Annotated in this window: 17 protein-coding genes, 1 tRNA gene and 1 pseudogene; 11 read left to right on the forward strand and 8 right to left on the reverse strand. The window is 42.8% G+C overall.

Annotation, left to right across the window (positions count from 1 at the left end):
- Window positions 1–334 precede the first annotated feature (334 nt).
- The 4 genes and pseudogenes from DNHGIG_RS14660 (at window position 335) to DNHGIG_RS14675 (ending at window position 2,560) form a co-directional block, all read left to right on the forward strand.
- Window positions 335–655: a nuclear transport factor 2 family protein gene (locus DNHGIG_RS14660; RefSeq protein WP_282200295.1), complete on the forward strand. Its 321-nt coding sequence runs from the start codon at window positions 335–337 to the stop codon at window positions 653–655.
- A gap of 4 nt (window positions 656–659) precedes the next feature.
- Window positions 660–869 carry a hypothetical protein gene (locus DNHGIG_RS14665; RefSeq protein WP_282200296.1) on the forward strand — a complete coding sequence of 70 codons (210 nt, stop codon included), beginning with the start codon at window positions 660–662 and terminating at the stop codon, window positions 867–869.
- Between the two features lie 12 nt (window positions 870–881).
- Complete coding sequence (locus DNHGIG_RS21220; protein ID WP_500790170.1) at window positions 882–1,100, forward strand: YoqH family protein; 219 nt, start codon at window positions 882–884, stop codon at window positions 1,098–1,100.
- Window positions 1,101–1,276: 176 nt separating this feature from the next.
- Window positions 1,277–2,560, forward strand: a pseudogene (locus DNHGIG_RS14675) (IS110 family RNA-guided transposase).
- A gap of 505 nt (window positions 2,561–3,065) precedes the next feature.
- Here DNHGIG_RS14675 and DNHGIG_RS14680 read toward each other — a convergent pair.
- From DNHGIG_RS14680 to DNHGIG_RS14700, 5 genes are all read right to left on the reverse strand, one after another.
- Complete coding sequence (locus tag DNHGIG_RS14680) at window positions 3,066–3,362, reverse strand: hypothetical protein (protein WP_282200297.1); 297 nt, start codon at window positions 3,360–3,362, stop codon at window positions 3,066–3,068.
- Between the two features lie 323 nt (window positions 3,363–3,685).
- The gene (locus DNHGIG_RS14685) at window positions 3,686–3,814 is read right to left on the reverse strand and encodes a hypothetical protein (RefSeq protein WP_282200298.1); all 129 of its coding nucleotides are present in this window, start codon (window positions 3,812–3,814) and stop codon (window positions 3,686–3,688) included.
- A 1,099-nt stretch (window positions 3,815–4,913) separates the two neighbouring features.
- Window positions 4,914–5,336, reverse strand: coding sequence for a hypothetical protein (locus tag DNHGIG_RS14690; protein ID WP_282200299.1), 423 nt, complete (start codon window positions 5,334–5,336; stop codon window positions 4,914–4,916).
- A gap of 435 nt (window positions 5,337–5,771) precedes the next feature.
- The gene (locus DNHGIG_RS14695) at window positions 5,772–5,951 is read right to left on the reverse strand and encodes a hypothetical protein (RefSeq protein ID WP_282200300.1); all 180 of its coding nucleotides are present in this window, start codon (window positions 5,949–5,951) and stop codon (window positions 5,772–5,774) included.
- Between the two features lie 961 nt (window positions 5,952–6,912).
- Complete coding sequence (locus tag DNHGIG_RS14700) at window positions 6,913–7,569, reverse strand: VanW family protein (RefSeq protein WP_282200301.1); 657 nt, start codon at window positions 7,567–7,569, stop codon at window positions 6,913–6,915.
- Window positions 7,570–7,692: 123 nt separating this feature from the next.
- On the opposite strand from DNHGIG_RS14700, the gene DNHGIG_RS14705 reads away from it, so the two are divergent.
- From DNHGIG_RS14705 to DNHGIG_RS14715, 3 genes are all read left to right on the forward strand, one after another.
- Window positions 7,693–8,580, forward strand: coding sequence for a VanW family protein (locus DNHGIG_RS14705; protein WP_282200302.1), 888 nt, complete (start codon window positions 7,693–7,695; stop codon window positions 8,578–8,580).
- A gap of 92 nt (window positions 8,581–8,672) precedes the next feature.
- Window positions 8,673–10,178, forward strand: coding sequence for a Mur ligase family protein (locus DNHGIG_RS14710; RefSeq protein WP_282200303.1), 1,506 nt, complete (start codon window positions 8,673–8,675; stop codon window positions 10,176–10,178).
- Between the two features lie 830 nt (window positions 10,179–11,008).
- Window positions 11,009–11,581, forward strand: coding sequence for a phospholipase D family nuclease (locus tag DNHGIG_RS14715; RefSeq protein ID WP_282200304.1), 573 nt, complete (start codon window positions 11,009–11,011; stop codon window positions 11,579–11,581).
- A gap of 334 nt (window positions 11,582–11,915) precedes the next feature.
- On the opposite strand, the gene DNHGIG_RS14720 is transcribed toward DNHGIG_RS14715, so the two are convergent.
- The 3 genes from DNHGIG_RS14720 to DNHGIG_RS14730 form a co-directional block, all read right to left on the reverse strand.
- Entirely contained in the window at window positions 11,916–12,284 is a 369-nt protein-coding gene (locus tag DNHGIG_RS14720) for a hypothetical protein (protein WP_282200305.1), read from the reverse strand.
- Between the two features lie 752 nt (window positions 12,285–13,036).
- Entirely contained in the window at window positions 13,037–13,363 is a 327-nt protein-coding gene (locus tag DNHGIG_RS14725) for a hypothetical protein (protein ID WP_282200306.1), read from the reverse strand.
- Window positions 13,364–13,704: 341 nt separating this feature from the next.
- A tRNA-Sec gene (locus tag DNHGIG_RS14730) sits at window positions 13,705–13,796 on the reverse strand.
- Window positions 13,797–14,068: 272 nt separating this feature from the next.
- On the opposite strand from DNHGIG_RS14730, the gene DNHGIG_RS14735 reads away from it, so the two are divergent.
- The 4 genes from DNHGIG_RS14735 (at window position 14,069) to tnpC (ending at window position 18,674) form a co-directional block, all read left to right on the forward strand.
- Entirely contained in the window at window positions 14,069–15,736 is a 1,668-nt protein-coding gene (locus DNHGIG_RS14735) for a P-loop NTPase family protein (RefSeq protein ID WP_282200307.1), read from the forward strand.
- 619 nt (window positions 15,737–16,355) lie between these two features.
- Entirely contained in the window at window positions 16,356–16,673 is a 318-nt protein-coding gene (gene tnpA / locus DNHGIG_RS14740) for an IS66 family insertion sequence element accessory protein TnpA (protein WP_282199616.1), read from the forward strand.
- Window positions 16,667–17,023, forward strand: coding sequence for an IS66 family insertion sequence element accessory protein TnpB (gene tnpB, locus DNHGIG_RS14745; protein ID WP_282199615.1), 357 nt, complete (start codon window positions 16,667–16,669; stop codon window positions 17,021–17,023). The genes tnpA and tnpB overlap by 7 nt, the downstream gene beginning before the upstream one ends.
- Window positions 17,024–17,093: 70 nt before the next feature.
- Complete coding sequence (gene tnpC / locus DNHGIG_RS14750; protein ID WP_282201436.1) at window positions 17,094–18,674, forward strand: IS66 family transposase; 1,581 nt, start codon at window positions 17,094–17,096, stop codon at window positions 18,672–18,674.
- Window positions 18,675–18,804 lie beyond the last annotated feature (130 nt).

Below are 18,804 nucleotides of genomic sequence, written 5' to 3' on the forward strand. Positions count from 1 at the left end.
GCAAAAAATGTTTATCATTACGACGCTTTCAGTAGTATTCCTAATATGAGGAATCCAGCGGGAGCAGTTTTTGATGGAGAAGACCTTACCGAAAAATAAATAGGGAGTCTGATTCTTCATTAAACCTTTTGATTGAACAAGGTCAGGAAATTGGAGGGGATGGCAGAATCGGAGTAACAGTAAAAAGAAGTAATGGACAGTACGAGATCGAGATTACAGGTAATGCTGTTTATGTTAAAGAATTTGATGTTTCAATATAAATCATCCTTATTACTCTCGAGAGCAAAATATATACAAAATTAAACAGGCTGTTGGGCAGTAGGAGGGTCTAGAAATGGAGGATCAATCTTCATTTAAAGAGCATTTATGTCAATTAGAGAAGCAGTTGTTAGAACCTGAAATTCGTACATCTCCAGCAGAACTAGAAAAGTTACTCGCAGACGATTTCTTCGAATTTGGAATTTCTGGTAATATTTGGTATAAAAAGGATTGTATTGGTGAGGGTAGACTAAGTGTGCGGGAAATGACCCTTTATGATTTTGACATACATCCTTTATCAGCAGATGTGGTGTTAACAACATATCGTGTAACGGCTCCCGAAATTACCAACAAAATTACCGCCAGTGGCATTCACACACCAATTTGGAAAGTTTAGTGATTTGGAAGGTGAGATAAACGATCGTTTTGAAATTGAATACTTAAATGAGTATCAGCCCGAAAATCATTTTATGGTTAAGATTAATCCTTCAAAGTATGGACTAACAATAAGAAAAGAAGCTATTGACTATACATACCAATTAAAAGATGGAAACAAAGCCATATATAGTAAGGAAATAGTCAAAGGATTTAAACCGAATAATCCTTGGTGAGAACGAGAAAGTGTGAGCATTCATGCGGATGGGTTGCCTTCTCCTTCAACATTCGGTGAATACGATAGGTATGAAGGCTTTATTCAAGTTCCAGGTGAAATAAGTTGGAGGTTCAAACTGTCTCCTGTTTACGACCCGCAAAGATTCATTAAGGGAACGACCTGGTGTGACAAACCATTCCGTAACTGTAGACACTATATGATATTGAGTAGATTTAAACGACTGCTTTGACTGGAATATTCTACCTAATGTCCAATCCACTTGGTCCGTCCTATACTAGTATTTAAGTGAAAGGAGCATTCCTGTAACGAAAAAAGATTTACTTTGGAAAAGAAAAGTACCTCCTGTTAACATACTGGGTGTCAAGCTGCAGCGATGACCCCTAAATAACAGAGGAGGTACTCCATATGAAGTATAAAACGAATCAACGAATTCTGCAAATCACAGAATCAACGTTAGTTGTTGGGGCAGATATCGCTAAGAAAACGCATATTGCCCGTGCCATGGATTTACGTGGGGTTGAGCTTGGTAAGCCTTGCACTTTTGAAAACACACGGCATGGACTTATGAGTCTCCTGCATTGGCTGAATACGCTCAAGGATCTCCACGACAAATAAAACGTCCTCTTTGGCTTAGAGCCGACAGGCCATTACTGGATGCCCTTAGCCCAGTTTCTGCGTAAGCACGGGATCAAAGTCGTTCTGGTCAATCCTCATCACGTGAAGAAGAGCAAAGAGCTCGACGATAATTCTCCGACCAAGAACGATAAAAAAGATGCTGCCGTCATCGCCAGACTCATCAAGGACGGGCGATACACGGAGCCCCATCTTCCGACGGATATCTACGCAGAACTCCGTGTGGCCATGGTTCAACGGAATCGATTGATTGGAGATCTCAATCGTGTGAAGGGGAGGATTCATAACTGGTTGGATCGCTTCTTCCCAGAGTATATCCAGGTCTTTAAAGATTGGGAAGGGAAAGCGTCTCTGTTAACTCTGAAAAAATTCCCCTTTCCACAAGATGTGGTGAATATGAGCCCAGATGAGATTGTTGCTGTTTGGAAGACGGCAGTGAAACGGGCCGTAGGCCGGAAAAGAGCAGACTGTCTCATTCATCATGCCAAGCAATCGATTGGTCTCACGGAAGGGATTGAATCCGGCCGATTCGAGTTAAAGATTCTCCTGGAGCAATACGAAATGCTCTGTAGGCAAATGGAAGATCTGATGCAGAGAATTCAGCAACTTCTTGAACAGATCCCCGGTACCAAGGAAATGATGACCGTACCTGGGGTGGGATGGGTAACTGTAGCAGGCTTTTTAGCGGAAGTAGGGGATCTTTCTTCCTATGAGGATGGGCGACAAATCATTCGGTTCGCAGGGCTGAATCTCAAAGAAAACAGTTCGGGCAAACATAAAGGGAAAACGAGGATCACCAAAAGAGGCCGGCCTCGCCTGCGATCCTTGCTTTTTAAGTGCGCTATGGTACTCGTCGCCAAAAACGAACAATTGAAAACCCTGCATCAATATTTAACCACTCGCCCACAAAATCCGTTAAAAAAGAAACAGTCCATCATCGCCATATGCGGAAAAATCGTCCGAATCCTCTTTTGTTTAGGACGTAAAAGGTTGTCTTACGATGCACAGGAAGTATTAAGTTCTATACGGAAAAACATGTTACAGAATGCAGCTTAACTTCTTGCAGATCGTCTGCGTCTGACTCTTTAAGCGAACGATTTCAAATGAAAAACAAGGAAGCACGGAGAAGCTGGGATTGAATTATACCATCAGGGCAAAGACCCAGTAAAGGAGCATACCTGGCCTCCACCCCTTGATAGGTAGAACGAAGGAATGTAAGGGCCGAGAGAATGGACCCAGTGAGACATGGGAGGGTAAACCACAAGGGTACATGTGGAGATCCAATGTGCGATCATACATTTTTTAACAAAAAGGGATCACCCCTCTGTTCCGCTACATTCTCAATGACCATTTTCCTACATTTATTCAAAAACATAGATAAACACAAACTACCTTCGAATTTGAAATCGTAAGAAATCAAGAGGAAACGCGCGAAATATTTAAATTATTGAGGGAAGTATTATTTATAAAAACAATGAATCTTATTGGTGAACGAAATGAATCTAATTAAATAAAAAAAGAGGAGTTAAAAAATTACTCCCCGTGAAAATGATTCAATTAACTAAAAAAATCGTCGTCTAAGAGCGAAGAGTAGGAAGAAGGGTATAAAGAAGAATGGGTTGAAAAAGGGGCTAAAAAATTGGACAGTCTCGTAATCCGGTTTTAACGAATGATCCGTGTATTTTACTTTCAGGTCTTCTGATTCACCAACGACTCCTGTCATTCTTCCACGAGGCATTGCAAGAACAATTCCGTCCGGACGAACTTCATGCAAGATACCATAATGTACTCCGTATGCCGAATGACATTCTACCCACTGTCCGAGAAGGCTTCTGCAATATGCTGGACTCACACTCATAGACTCACCTCCCAGAAACTAAATAGCCCACAATCATGCTCCTGGTTTGAGCAAACACCAAAAAAAGGGGACGAATTATATACAGTCACACCGCCTCTGTAGACGAATCTACAGAGGCGTTCAGAAGGAATTTTTTATTTCTGTATTTATGGAGATTAGTAGGTTCCAGGAATGAGCAGGATAAACAGCACGAAAATGATTAGGAATACTACTGCCCAACGAGTAAAACCACCGAATGTTCCGTACATGATACTGTCTCCTTTCTTTAAAAAAACTTCTTTAATACGGTACTCCAGTGAGAGAAACACCAAGGACATTACAATTTAGCACGAGTAAGGGGCTGCTGCTGCAGGAGCAGCACCAGAGTAACCTGGAACGAGCAAGAAGAATAAAACAAAGATGATCAGAAACACAACAGCCCAACGTGTGAATGGTCCGAAACATCCATCCATTGTTTTTCCCCCTTTCCACCGAAATACTGATCTAGACCTTTTTAGTTACTAGTAAACTGGAACTGTCCTACAAACGGTGGTGTAAGTGGGAATTAAAAGAATGAACAATACAAAGATGATCAAGAAAACGACTGCCCAACGAGTGAAACCACCAAATACTCCATCCATTTTGAATCCCTCCTTTACCTTTTCAGCTATAACAGTTAATGCATGCAAAATGGCTCCCGAAACAGACAAGTATCATTGGCATCAAGTCTATTTTTGATAAATTACTTGAAAAATCAGCAGTAGCGGAAAGCTTGACCGCACGTTTTTGAAGTAGATTCATATAATTTAGTAATCCGGAAGGAATACCACTGCCCAACGGGTATAACCTCCACCTCCAATAAAAAGGCGCCTCCTAAGCTACCAAGAGGCGTCTTTTTATGCATATGATCTCACTCTATTTGTTGATTTGTTTTATACAAAATACACAAATACCCCAAATGTACTTTTTTATCCCTGGAGAATAAATACATTTTTTCCTGTCTTTATCATGAGCTAGTGACTACCCATTAGGCTACCTATTTATAAATCTGTTTGACTATCCGTTTGTATATCCATTCAGCTACCCTAATACCTTTAATAATCCCTTATCCTACATAGCTCTGCTAAATTGACTTAGTTGCTCTATAGCAACCCTACCTTTTTCAAAGATGCTCCGCTGACTCCTCATTTGTTTCCAGTTGCGATGGCTGGGTGCAATGGAGATCAGTGCTGTTTGCATGGCCCGTACAACAACGTTGCAACAGGTATCCCGGACTCCCTTTCCCTCAGACCACTCTCTCCGTAGGTTCCCCCGCCCTCATAACAATGCCAAAATGATCTTTTATTCGTTGCGTTGTTCAACGTTCCAAGTACAGCTATAAACTTTAACATGAACTATGGATATGACTGCAGTCATTACAGGCATTGCAGGAGCTGTGGTTGGTTTTAGCGGAGCGATCGAGCGTATCGAGGCAAAAGTTATACCATTGTTACATAGTGCGAAGGAGCTTTTTGAACTCATCCCCCCGCGTAATGCCGGGGTTTTACAATGTGTTGTAGTCGTATTTGGGAATTACTCATAACGGATACCTTTATAAATGACAAATCCAACGGGATGGTGTGTAAAATGGATTACAGGATCACCAGGATTACCAATTGACTCATATACGTGATTTTTGTCGATATATTCACCTTGTAGTTCAATTTCTTGGCCCTCTTCTAGGCCTTCGATGGGTCCACTTAAACCCATATTGTCTCCGTAACGTATTGCAACGAATGCTTCGTCAGAAACATTGGACTCATCTTCACCATGAATGGTAATGACCTCGATATTATTGATGAGCAAGTGGTGGTGGGCAACTCCGTGAATAATAACATCATCTTCAACTGCTTGGATTAACGCTTTGACATGAACAACTGGTGCGTTCAGTAATAATGGATGAGGAAACATTTTATCGTTCGCTAACGTGTGACCAAAAATCGGATGAAATTTCATGTTTTCACCTCACTCTTCACATATGTATCGATTCTATGATCGATACTCGTAGACAGTATACTTGAGAATGTTAATGATAATACACTTGTTTTTGTTAAAAGGATGTGAATATTGATAATAATTTTGCTGTAACATTGCAATCAAATGTTTTTTTGGGAAGATGGCAACCTCACGTGATAATTGAAGAATCGGTCGACCAAGACGTAAATAGCCGCATTGTATTCAACTTAAAGCGCATAGACTGTTCAAGAAAGAGACAGCGGCCAGCGTGAAGCAGGTGGCCGTGTGTAGGATGTACTCGCCAACCTAGGGCCACTCAAAGAGAAGGCAGTCGGTTCGATCGGACAGTTTGAGCAGATCGTGGAGCAAGCGATTGAGAAGCATGTTGTGATGGAGAAAACGAAGACCCCGGCCTAGAGCCAGGGTTTCGTTTGGTTAATAAGATCCTGAATCCCAATCTCCTTTCTGAATGTCGAACTTCTCATCTAAAGTTTCAGAGAGATGATGACCTTTGTCTTCGGCTTCATCAGGTCTCATACTTTTGAACATTTGATCTTTGTATTTGAGAAGTTCTTTACGTTGTTGCTCTAATACCTCTTGTTTATCCTCTCTCAACAAAATCCCTCCTCAGAATTTTATTGTGGACATAGCTATCAATTCCATTCACATAAAGACATTGACTCAGGTTCAACCGACAATCTCTAGATATCAAGTGGTGCAGGATGTACTGGCCAACCTGAGCCAACTCAGGGAGAAGGCGATTGAGAAGTAGATGGTGTTGGCGAAAACAAAATTCCAGGCGTGAACCAGTTTGTGTATGACAAGCACAGAGAGTTGCTGAACTTGAAACGCAATGAACAAGTACTGGGAATAAAGTAAGAGGATGTGGATGTAAGTGCCTGCATCCTCTTACTTTATAAGAAGTCTAGTTTTTTACTGTTATTGTATCTCTTCCAGGAGGCGGAGCTTCTTCGCGACGGCTGGTGTGGTGCTCGCCTGCAGTAGCAAGGTCGACAGGTTCGCTACAAGGACGATCGCGGACATTAAACCGCCTTCCGATAAGCCGGAACTTGCTACGATGCCAACCAGAGCCGCAGCATCTCTCCCGTCTCACGAGTCCAGAACATAAATAAAACTTAATTCTTCTGCCATTCGCATTTCGATCCGGTAAGAGGCAAGACAGTACGGTGAGCGGGCGGGCGAGAAAAATGTTTATAAGTGCGATCAAGAGGCTTTACAAGAACTTTAAAATCAACTTGACTCCCCAGGAGGATAAAAATTAGCTTCCGTAGTTTCAAGGCGCGTGTCAATGAAGTCATATGCCGTATGCTCCTGCTTCGGCAGAATGGTCAAATTGAACCATGAGTCGTTATCGATCATTAGCCCGGTCACGAAAACACTCATGAAGCCACTGGCATGAATCCGTTTCAGCGATGAGATAGGCGGCCTGGGCTAATGGAAGGGCTATCTTTACTTTTACAGATACTATCCGTTCAATTGTTTTTTACGACTGACGGTATTCATTTAAAATCATAAAAAACAATAATTAACTCGACAGTTTGGGGTGCCTGCAGGTTTATAATGCTGCACTACTGCTGTGACTCTTCTGCTCCCAAAGTGTAACGACCAGTTTTCCACCCTGAAGTGAACTTTTAATGATAACAGGTTCTGTCGTTGTATTCTTAAACTGAAAATCGTAACCCTCTTCTATATACACCATTGCGTCCTTTCCCCTTGGCACGTAGCTAACTGGAAGACTGTGGGGATACCGTTCAACTACTTCAAGGTTGGCGTTCAATACACTGTCGTATAACGTGGTGGAAACTTGGCAGATACCTCCTCCCAGCATTTGTACCACCTGACCGTTAGAGATGCCTGGGCCAGGTTGGTAACCCTTATCAGCCGTAGGAAACCCGGTCACTTTGTTAAATGAAAATGTTTCACCAGGTTGCACTACTTGATTGTTAATGGCATTGCTCGCAATTTGAATGTTTGTCACGTAGCTCTTTGAAGCCGGAAGTTGCGTAGATGCTTGTCCTATCATCACCTCTTCATGGGGAAAAGAACGAAGCACTTCTTCACTGGTAGGGTTGCTTTTCACCACTGTCGTGCGTTGGGCAGGATGAGTTTGGGCATTCGCTTGGGCTTTTGTTTTATCTATCGCCATATATCCACCTGAGAGCATGATCACTAAACCCATTCCTGCAATCAGGATCCTCATGTATTTTCGCATTATGTTAACCTCCTTTACGATGCCAGTATATCGAACAAGAATTGCTAGGTTCAAATCCATATTTTGTACAATGTCGGATAAAAACGAAGAACGGGTTAACAATACTGTCAAGGAGGGATCATTGTGTCAAGAATCAATTGGTCTGTCCTTTTCCTGACAGGAATTTGTTTGATCGGTTGTTCGTCGTCTCACTCTTATCTGTCGCCAGGTTCTGTCGGCCAGAATACGCAGAGAGAAACTACAAACCCAAACACTGCTCGTGTCGCACACGTCCAAGTCGGTGTAACCCTGAACGGAAAGGATCTGTCGGGCCTAACGGCTGAAGAAGTTAGCAGCATCATCAACCAGATGGCTCGGGCATCCGAGATCCCTGCAGTAGATGCTCATAAAATCCCTGAACAAAAAGAACTGGTCCACGACCGTGAGGGATTTAAAATTAATGTTGTCGAAACGGTGCGGCGCGTGCTTGAGGCCAAGCCGAACGAGAAAGTGGAAGCCGTGGTGATGCCGATGAAACCGCTTATTCGCTATGATGATGTGGTTGCAAACCCACCTAACCATTCACGTTTGCTTGCGACCTCGTCGACACCAATTCTCGATATAAAACCCGGTCGTGTGCGAAATATCGAGATCACGGCAGAATATGTCAATAATACTGTCGTAAAGCCAGGTCAAGATTGGTCTTTTAACAAATTTATAGGTCAACCCACGAAGGACAAAGGATTTAAGGAGGGGATCGTTTATGGAGACGGAGGTATCCTTACCCAGGAGCTAGGAGGAGGGATGTGTCAAGTGTCATCCACACTGTACAGCAGCCTTCTTGACGCCGGGTTGCAGGTCACAGAGAGACATGCCCACAGCAAACCGGTGGCTTACATCGCACCGGGGCGTGATGCCACGATCTATACGGACAAAGATTTGCGATTCGTGAATAACCGCAGCAAGCCTGTTGTTATAAAAGCTTGGGTTGCTCAGAGAAAAATGCATGTGACCCTTTACGAAATGGAATAGTTCACTTCAAAATTCACCATCTTTTTAGTAACCGATCGGGTATTTCGCCCATAAATTTTAGATGAGAATAGGAGGGAGAGTGGGCAGGTACCATGTCAGCTTTAACGTTGAGCTTGCAGGAACTGTTGGAAGGCATACAAAATAAAAGCTTTACTTTTTCGGGAATCACTCATAATTCAAGAAAGGTGCAGGATAATTTTATCTTCGTTGCCCTGCGCGGCAAAAAAACGGATGGGCACAGGTATATCGAAGATGCTATCAAACGCGGGGCGTCGCTTGTGGTTACCGAAGAACCTGTACAGAGTTTCGTACCTTGCGTAATCGTCCCGAACACACGTAGAATTTTACCAAAACTATCTGATGTGGTATATGATAAAGCCGCAGAAAAACTATTTGTTATAGGTATTACAGGAAGCAATGGAAAGACGACGATCGCCCACATGCTTGATTCCATTTATCAACACAGCGCGATTTCATCCGGTCTTATAGGTACCGTCTACAACAGGATAGGCAATGAGATCGTCCCGTCTTCACTGACGACGCCGGAATCATGCGATTTGCACCGAATGTTCAAACAGATGATTGACTGTGGTTCCACAGTGGCTGTGATAGAAGTGTCAGCGCAAGGTTTCGCCATGAACAGGGTGGATTGTGTCCCGTTTCGGGTTGCCATTTTCACAAACATCACTGCCGATCATCTTGACTTTCATCGTTCCATGAAAAACTACATTGCAACCAAATATCGTTTTTTCGAAACACTTCCGCCGTTTTGTTGGAGAATCATTAACATAGATGATGTGCATGGGAGGCACCTGTGCTCTTTAAATCCTGCCATGAGCCTGACGACGTCTTCTAAAAATCCTCAGGCTGATGTTTTTGCCAGTAATCCCTTTTGGACGGGGGAAAGGTTACGGTTCAACGTTTTATACAGTTCGCGAATGAGGCAGTTGATCTCCGCATCATTGCCAGATGTGATTGAGCTGCCCATTCCCGGAGAACATAATGTGAACAATGCCGTGAGTGTACTTGCGGCAGCATTACTGACCAACATACCTGGGGAAATTATCGTTCAAGGATTGAGAAACTACAGCACTCCTGCGAGACGAATGGAGTTTTTCGAACGCCAAGGTGTTCAAATTGTGGATGACACAGCCATGAATCCGGGGAGCATCCATTCCGTTTTAAAAACTTTTGACATGAATCATTGCGGCAAAGTTATCATTGTCTTTGCGATACGTGGGAATCGAAGTGTCGAGGTCAATCGTCAGAATGGGCAGGTACTCGCCGAGTGGTGTGAAGAAAATCAATTGAGACGGTCTATCCATGTAGTCGTTACTACGAGTGAGGAGGTTGTCGGTGAGAATGACAAAGTCAGTTTTGCTGAAAAGGTAGCTTTTTTACATGAGCTGCAGTTGCGGAACATTCCTTTTGTTTTTAGACCGTTTCTCCAGGAAAGCATAGAGTATGCATGGTCGCAAGCCAATGACGGTGATCTAATGTTTTTGCTCGGTGCACAGGGGATGGATCTTGGTCGAAACATTATCGAAGATATCGTGTGTTGGCAAAGTAAGGGGCTGCATAGATTGTCTCCATTATGATGATCCGATTGATGTGGAAACACCGTTTGACAGGATATACCCAAATTCCTAGATGGGTATCAAAATCACTTGAAAAAATTTTTCCCTCGGAAAGGTTCGAAAAATTCGGTAGGACCGCATTGGGTGGCAGGGAGCATACACGCGTTGCCTGTTACCTTCGCCAGATGCCCCCGTGTCCTCTTCGTCTAATTCCTCCAACATTTTTTGATAGGGAAGCCAGGCTATCCTCATTTTAGTTTTAATGTTACTTTACCGGCGTTGCTGTTTTTATGTAGCCCACACATAGTTACTCAATTTAACGATGGTGTTCACGCATCTCGGATGAACATAAATCTTAAACTTCTGTAGAAATTGAATCCCGTTATTGAAGATCCTTGTGATTTGCAGTTTGCTATAAGATCATACACTTTTCAGAAAAGCTGTTTCGTCATGAGTGTATCTGTGAGAGAACTTGATATCGGAAAGTCGATCAAAGAAATCGAATCCCTCATGATTATAGCATACGATAGCGGAGCGGGCATAGGTCCATTACTGATTGGACATGAGTGCTTTGAATCTCCCTAGGATGTGCTAGCTAGGAACGATCGTATTCCCACGCTTTAACACTGGTGAATAAAGAAGGTATGATAAACGCAAGATGACGGTAAGAGGGCATACGCCCTCGACTCTGCTTTGGGATTCTTGACCTCTTCCGTGTGGTATTGGGAGGATTTTTTCCGGTGGTTAATGATCGCGGCTATAGCATCGCCAGCTATTACATATACGATTGCATAGTAACTTCATCCAATTCTAAAATGAAATGTGTTTATATTGGAAGTGGAGGGTTTAACATGCATAAGACAAAGCTACTTATTCCTTTTTTGGCTATCTCGCTTTTGACAGGTTGTAGTGCAACAAAAAGTGTCGGCGTGAGTGAAAACACCGCGATAACGTCCGAGAAATCACAAGTGGAATGGGCATTTACGCAAGCTCAACAACATCCGGAGAAAAAACTCATTGAAGTGATCAATGGAGCAAAGTCTAACCTTGATATTGCAATCTACAGTCTGACCCAGCCAGACATCGTGAAAGCGATCGAGAAGGCGCATGAGCGCGGCGTACAAGTACGTATCATCACGGATCAACAAGAGGCACAGAATAAATTCCAAGCACAGGAATTGAAGATGCTCCGCGAGAAGGGGATCCCAATCAAAGAAAATACGCACAAAGGATTAATGCACCTGAAAGTAACCATTGCAGATAAGTCAGTCGTGACCACAGGATCGTTCAACTACACAACCGCTGCCAGCACAACAAATGATGAAGTGCTAGTCGTTATCCACGATCCTGAGATGGCTAAACAGTGGGAGGATCAATTTGAACGCATGTGGAACGATCATTCGAATTTTACGGACTTGAAATAAAAACAATGAACCGCCTCGTCACTCGGGGCGGTTTATTGTTTTTTCTCCCAATCGAGCCACAGTGACTCGCGATTTCTCACTGTTCGAAACGCGCTGTGTTGGTGAAAACGAAAACCCAAGCGTGATAACAGGGGTGATCAAGATTTTTCTCTGATTTTTACATCTTTTATTAATGTTATAAAAATTGCGAATAATTTTCCTTATCCAAGATAATGATTGTGCATATGCAGGTAATGCTTCAAGATCATAAATATTGTATACAAACTTTATTTCAGGGAATATCACATAATCCTTTGCGGCTAATAAGCGATGGTACAGCTAACTTTTTTACAGCTTAGAAGAACATACGGCCGCCACCAAAGCCTGGTCCCACCATACCTGGTCCCACCATACCTGGCCCCACCATACCTGGTCCCATCATACCTGGTCCCATCATACCTGGTCCCACCATACCTGGTCCCATCATACCTGGTCCCATCATACCTGGTCCCATCATACCTGGTCCCACCATACCTGGTCCCACCATACCTAGCCCCATCATACCTGGTCCCACCATACCTAGCCCCATCATACCTGGCCTCATCAAGCCTGGTCTAAACATACCTGGTCCCATAGGTGCAAAAACAAGTTCTGCGTTTTCGTCTTTCGCTATTGCATTTGATTTCCTATTCACGCCTTGTTTTTGCATTTTATGCTTCACCATTATCGTCACCTCACAGATCGTTTCAAACATACTTTTTATCTTATGAACCGAAACGATTTGTGGTATAGACAAAATACTCTAGACATCAATAGATTTGTGTGATCTGCTGGTCAGAACTTACGTGATACGCGCCGGCGGCCAGACAGTGACGCCGTTTATGGCGAAGTTGGCGCCGCCGCCGAGTATGATGAAAAACTCTTGAAACGTACTTGGTCACACGAGTGGTCACAACTACTTATAACTCGATATCAAATGTGTCGCAAAAGATGCCCGAAAAATCTTATTTTATCAGATTTTTCTGAACCAAAAACCGTTCGATGGTATTATGAATCAAATAATTTTTTGGGTTTCCTTAACCGTGAGCAAGGTAATACAGCAGAACATAGCGTAAACCCCTAGCACAGTCTGCGTTTTACATTAGTTCCCTTGAAGCTTTACTTACTTGCTAGGGTACGACTGAAAAACCAGATTTTATAAGGCATTTGAGACTTTACGATACATTCTTTGCAGGAAGGTTTTTTCCTTCCTTAAAACGATCAAGAAAAAATTGTTTTATGAACTATATAATTTGTACCATTCCATTTGATTGTCTCTTGAATTTTCTATTATCAAGGAGTGAGTTTAGATGGCGCGAAGAACTACCGAACGTCGCACAACGGGCCGTCGCACGACGAGTCGTCGACGACAAGACATCGCACAACAGTTCATTAGGACCATAGTCGACGGACTACTAGACATCGCAGAACAATTCTTTAGAACCACAGGGCGTCGCACAACGGGTCGTCGCCGTACAACAGGTCGCCGACGCACAACAGGTCGCCGACGCACAACAGGTCGCCGACGCACAACGGGTCGTCGCCGTACAACAGGTCGCCGACGCACAACAGGTCGCCGACGCACAACAGGTCGCCGACGCACAACGGGTCGTCGCCGTACAACGGGTCGCCGTCGTACAACGGGTCGCCGACGCACAACGGGTCGTCGCCGTACAACGGGTCGTCGCCGTACAACGGGTCGCCGTCGTACAACGGGTCGTCGTCGTACAACGGGTCGTCGTCGTACAACGGGTCGTAGTTCAAAGAGTCACGTATGAAAAAGCCCCGTATACCCTTTTTAGGGCCGGGGCCCGACGTACCGTGATCTTGCTGAGGATATCGCACCGTTTGAAGTGGAGGAGGCAATGCGCACACCACGTTTTCACGTCACGCCATTAACGTGTTACGCGCTGCGGCCAGACGGTGACGCCGTTTATGGCGAAGATGGCACCGCCGCCGAGTATGATGAAAAACACTTTAGCATAGTAAAGGTTAGAAATTTGTTAGAAGTTTTATGGATTCACTCTCAATTCGAGCGGTTTCAAACACGATATCGGAATCAACAAAAAAGCCCTGAGCCCTTACGGCTCAAAGCTTTTCAGATTTGGCGGGAACGTGTGGGAATCGAACCCACCTGCGACACCCCGTGCCGCACACTCGGTTTTGAAGACCGGGAGGGAAGACCACACACGTTTCACCACGTCACACAAGACATTCCACAGTCGCTATAACACCTATATTAGCTCGTTTTTGGACGAGTCTGAGTGCGTTCCTAAAGCCTTATTTTATACTAATCTAGGTGTTTTTTGAAGTTGAATTTTTTGCGTATACTAGGAAATAGCCAGAAATTATCCATCTTTCCAGTATTTACGAATGAAAACTCATTGTTCCTATTATTACAAATGCTCTTTATATTTATCTAACAAATATGTTAAAATTGATTACGACTTTTAGTATTAGGAGGTTAACATGAAAATAAATTCGCGAGAAATGGAGTTGCTTTTGGAAGAGATTGAGAAAATTAGAAGAAGAAAGATTATGGATATGGATGAGAGCGACATTCATTATATAGACCCTAGAAATCATCTTGCAAAAATAAAAATACATAATAATAATATCATTAGTGGTAGAAGAGGCTGTGGAAAGACTACTCTTTTACTAGCTGCTAAAAAGGAACTTAACTCAAGTGACCTTTGTATTGCTATAGATTGTCAATCAATTAGAAAACAAGACCAGAATAATATTATTATTTATATATTAAATAAAATCTTAGAAGCAGCTCACCAGTATATTGAATCAGAATGTTATGAACCTCTTTTAATAAGAAAACGTTTTACATTTGGCAAAAAGAAAAACGATGAAGAACAAAGGAAGATTAACAGATGTGAGCTTTTTTTACATACTGTACGCGAAATGCTGTCAATTTTAGATGAGATTAAAAATCATCCTAATGAAATAACATATAAGGTTAACTATAAGCAAAGTAACAGCAATAAATCGGAATCAAAAAAAGAGACTGGTTCTAAATTAGAAAGTAAAAACCAATTAGAAGGACATTTAGACTTCAAGTACCAAAAAATCGGAATAAAACTTAATAGTATTAATAGTATTTTGCTAAATGTTTCAAATTCATCTTCGAAACTACTTACTGATGAGGAAAAAACTGAAGTTACATCAGAAGATATACGAACGATAAAAAAGGATTTGATACTTAATGATATAGTTGATAATCTTTCTCAATTGTTTACTGAATATAGAGAAATATCTAATAAAAATATAACATTATTTCTAGATGATTTTTATCAAATTCCCATTGAAAAACATCCAAGAATAATTCATTTCCTCCATGATGTTTATAAGAACTGTAAGGGCTCTGCATTCTCATTTAAGATTTGTACTCTACCAAATAGATTAAAGCTAAATTATGAAGGAGATGAGATATTATCTCCCAAAGATGACTTTTCTACTATAAATCTAGATAGAAACTTATCTGAACTAGATAGTCTTAAGCAATATTTATTGGAGATTATATGTTCTATAAAACAAGAACTACACTTGCAAACTAGAGAAATTGAACAATTATTTAGTTCTGATGAGACTTTATTGTACCTGATAGTGGCATCTGGCGGAGTACCTAGAGATTTTTTACTGATGTTTAGAGATGTTATTGAAATCGCAAAAATTAACTCAAAAGAAACTGTTGGTAAAGTAGAAATTTACTCTGTAGTAAACGAATTTAGAAAGGATAAAGACGAAAATATCGAAGTAGATACCGATATTACTCCCGAATTGATAGAAGAGGCAAAAAGTAAAATTAAATCCGAGATAGTTGATAAATTGAATACCAATGTTTTCTTATATCCACATTCGCTATTAGAACATGATGAAGCACTTCTAAGAAACCTAGTTAATTCAAGATACCTACATATAATCAAGGACTCTGTATCATCAGAAAATAGAAAAAAAGAAATGTTTACTGCTTATCTAGTGGATATGAGCTTTTATATAAATGGAAAGCAATTAAAGAGGAATTTTAAGTTTAGAGAGTTTTGGAAAAAGGATAATGAATCAAGATTTAAAGATATTGATTCTGCTCCTATTTGGGCATTTTCAAAAAGTTCGTCATCAAATACCTAAATTCGTGTAAAAAATAGTTCGTTTAAACATCGTGATTAATATGCGAAATAGGAACAAATCGGATTGATTTTTTATGCCGAAACTTTGCGTTGAGCCAATTGGTATTGGGAAGAGCATTGTAGGCGTGCGTACCACCGAATGAAGCGTTCGAAAACGTCACTATCGGAAAACCCCGACCGCTGACAGTATTTCCTTTAGTACAGTATTATGATTTATTAGAGCTTCTCCTTTTAGGGGGGGGATTTTGACAGTTTTTTTGCTTACGGGTGCGACATGTGATCGGCGAGGCGTCCCCACTCCTCAAATGAAAATCCCCCCATCCTTTCTTTCTGATGATGTTTTTGCTTGACCATTGTATTTAGTGAAATAAAGTATTAAATACGTTCGGATATTTGTATTTTTGAAAACACAAAATGTTTGGTTGATCATGTTTCAATTAATCTTACACAATGTACTTTTGTCAGATTCGTAAAAAGCCCGAGAAGCCTTATGTATCAAGGGATTACAGGGATATACCCACATGGATCCTTTTTTCGTAAGCGTCAAATACTTCCCACCTACTAACCTCGTATTGTATTTGAGATAATCTCCTCAAGATATTCGGAGAGGAGAACTTTCAATGTCCCATGCAGAATTAAGAAAAGAGTGGGAGGTACGGATCGCTGCTTTTCGGGCTAGCGGACAGAGCGCATCAGCATGGTGTAGAGCTCATCAGTTGAAGCTTCATCAGTTCCGGTACTGGCTCCGGAAGATTGAACACAAAGAAGCCGTTGTGACCCCATCATCCAAATGGATATCGGTAGAAGTGGACGGGCAGCCTGACGAGTCTAGAAACACCTTGCTCGTTAGAGTAGGGCAAGCAACCGTAGAGATCCAGCCTGGCTTTGATCCCGCGCTGCTGGCAGACGTCGTGCGAACACTCCAAACGTTATGCTAAGCGAAGCTAGCGTAGAGCGAGTGTATCTGGCCTGCGGAAGCACCGATCTACGGAAATCGATTGACGGGTTAGCTGTGCTCGTCAAGGAAGAGTTTGAACTCGACCCTTTCTCGCCCTGTCTCTTCGTTTTCTGCAATCGAAAGCGAGATAAACTGAAGATTCTTCATTGGGAACACAACGGTTTCTGGCTCTATTACCGCCGATTAGAGAAAGGAAAATTTCAGTGGCCGGAAGAAGCGAGCGCCGTACCGTTGAAAATTAGTCGTCGGGAGTTGCGTTGGCTACTCGATGGTCTATCTCTCGAACAGCGACAAGCTCACCCTGCCGTCACTGCGCGTACGATTCTATGATATGTACACCCAATTAGACTTTGGGATTAAAAAAAGGAATTCGCGGTATGTTGTCGAAATCAATAGTATTATGAAAAATCATACGCCGAACCCGACCCCTACTACAATTGAAGATCTCCAAAAAGAACGCGATCTGCTGAAAAATCAAATTGCTGAACTCACTGCCAAACTGAAGTGGTATGAGGAGCAGTTTCGTCTTAGCCAACAGCGCCGGTTTGGCTCTTCGAGCGAACGAACGAATGCCGATCAGCTTGAGCTTTTTAATGAAGCCGAGGTGGAGGCCGATCCCACTGTAGAGGAGCCTACCCTCGAAACCATTACGTATCGCCGTTCGAAAAAACGCGGCCACCGGGAAACCCAGCTTGAAAACCTGCCTGTGGAGACGATCGAGTATCGCCTGCCATCTGAGGAGCAGGTTTGTTCGTGTTGCGGTGGTTCTTTGCATGAAATGAGCACGGAGATACGGCAAGAGCTGAAGATTATTCCGGCCGAAGTCAAAGTGGTCAAGCATGTCCGTTACGTCTACTCCTGCCGCCGTTGTGAGCGTGAGGAGACAAGTACGCCGATAGTCACAGCCTCTATGCCTGCCCCCGTCTTTCCGGGGAGTTTGGCTTCTTCTTCCAGTATGGCCTATATCATGAGTCAAAAATATGTGGAGAGCATGCCTCTCTACCGACAAGAGCAACAGTTTGCAAGCCTGGGGATTGAGTTGTCTCGTCAGACCCTGGCCAACTGGATCCTCTACGGAGCGAATACCTGGTTGAGTCTGCTCTATGATCGCATGCGCGAGCACTTACTCAAGCAGGACATTCTGCACGCAGACGAGACGACCTTACAAGTGCTCCGCGAACCGGGTCGGGCCGCACAGACGACTTCTTATCTATGGCTGTACCGCACCGGGAGAGAAGGTCCGGCCATCATCCTCTATGACTACCAGACGACACGGGCGAGCAAACACCCGCGTCAGTTTCTTTCCGGTTTCAAAGGGTACCTGCACGTCGATGGCTATGCGGGTTACCATGGGATACCGGATGTGACCCTGGTCGGTTGTTGGGCTCACGCCCGGCGCAAATTCGATGAGGCACTCAAGGCGCTGCCTGAATCGAAGCGCTCGTCACCGGTAGCAGCCAAAGAGGGACTCAATTTCTGCAATCAACTCTTTGCGATTGAACGGGACTTAAAGGAGTGCACGCCTGAGGAACGTTACCAAATCCGTCAAGAACGCAGCCGCCCTGTGTTGGATGCTTTTTTGGCATGGCTACGTACCCAGAAACCGAAAGTGTTGCCCAAAAGTGCGTTCGGTCAGGCAATCTTGTATTGTCTGAACCAGTGGGAAAAATTAGAGGCGTTTTTACAAGATGGGCGATTGGAGATCGATAACAACCGAAGTGAACGCGCGATCAAACCGTTTGTGATCGGTCGCAAAAACTGGTTGTTCTCCAATACCCCGCGTGGTGCAAAGGCGAGTGCGATCATTTACAGTATCATAGAGACAGCGAAAGAAAATGGATTACATCCCTATTTCTATCTTACCTATCTCTTTGAGAAACTACCTAACCTAGATATGAAAGACAAAGATTCCTTAGATCAGCTTCTCCCTTGGTCAGAAAGCCTACCGCTTACCTGCCGGGCTATAAAAAAGAATACGTAAATCATACGAAAATCCCCATCTCTTCAAATGGTGGGGATTATTTTACGCTTACTTACGCTTACTTATAGAATAAATTGAACGATAGGAGGATTGATGAATGCCCGAAAAATGACCGGTCTTTTATTAATAC

The organism is Collibacillus ludicampi (assembly GCF_023705585.1).
Taxonomy (GTDB): domain Bacteria; phylum Bacillota; class Bacilli; order Tumebacillales; family BOQE01; genus Collibacillus; species Collibacillus ludicampi.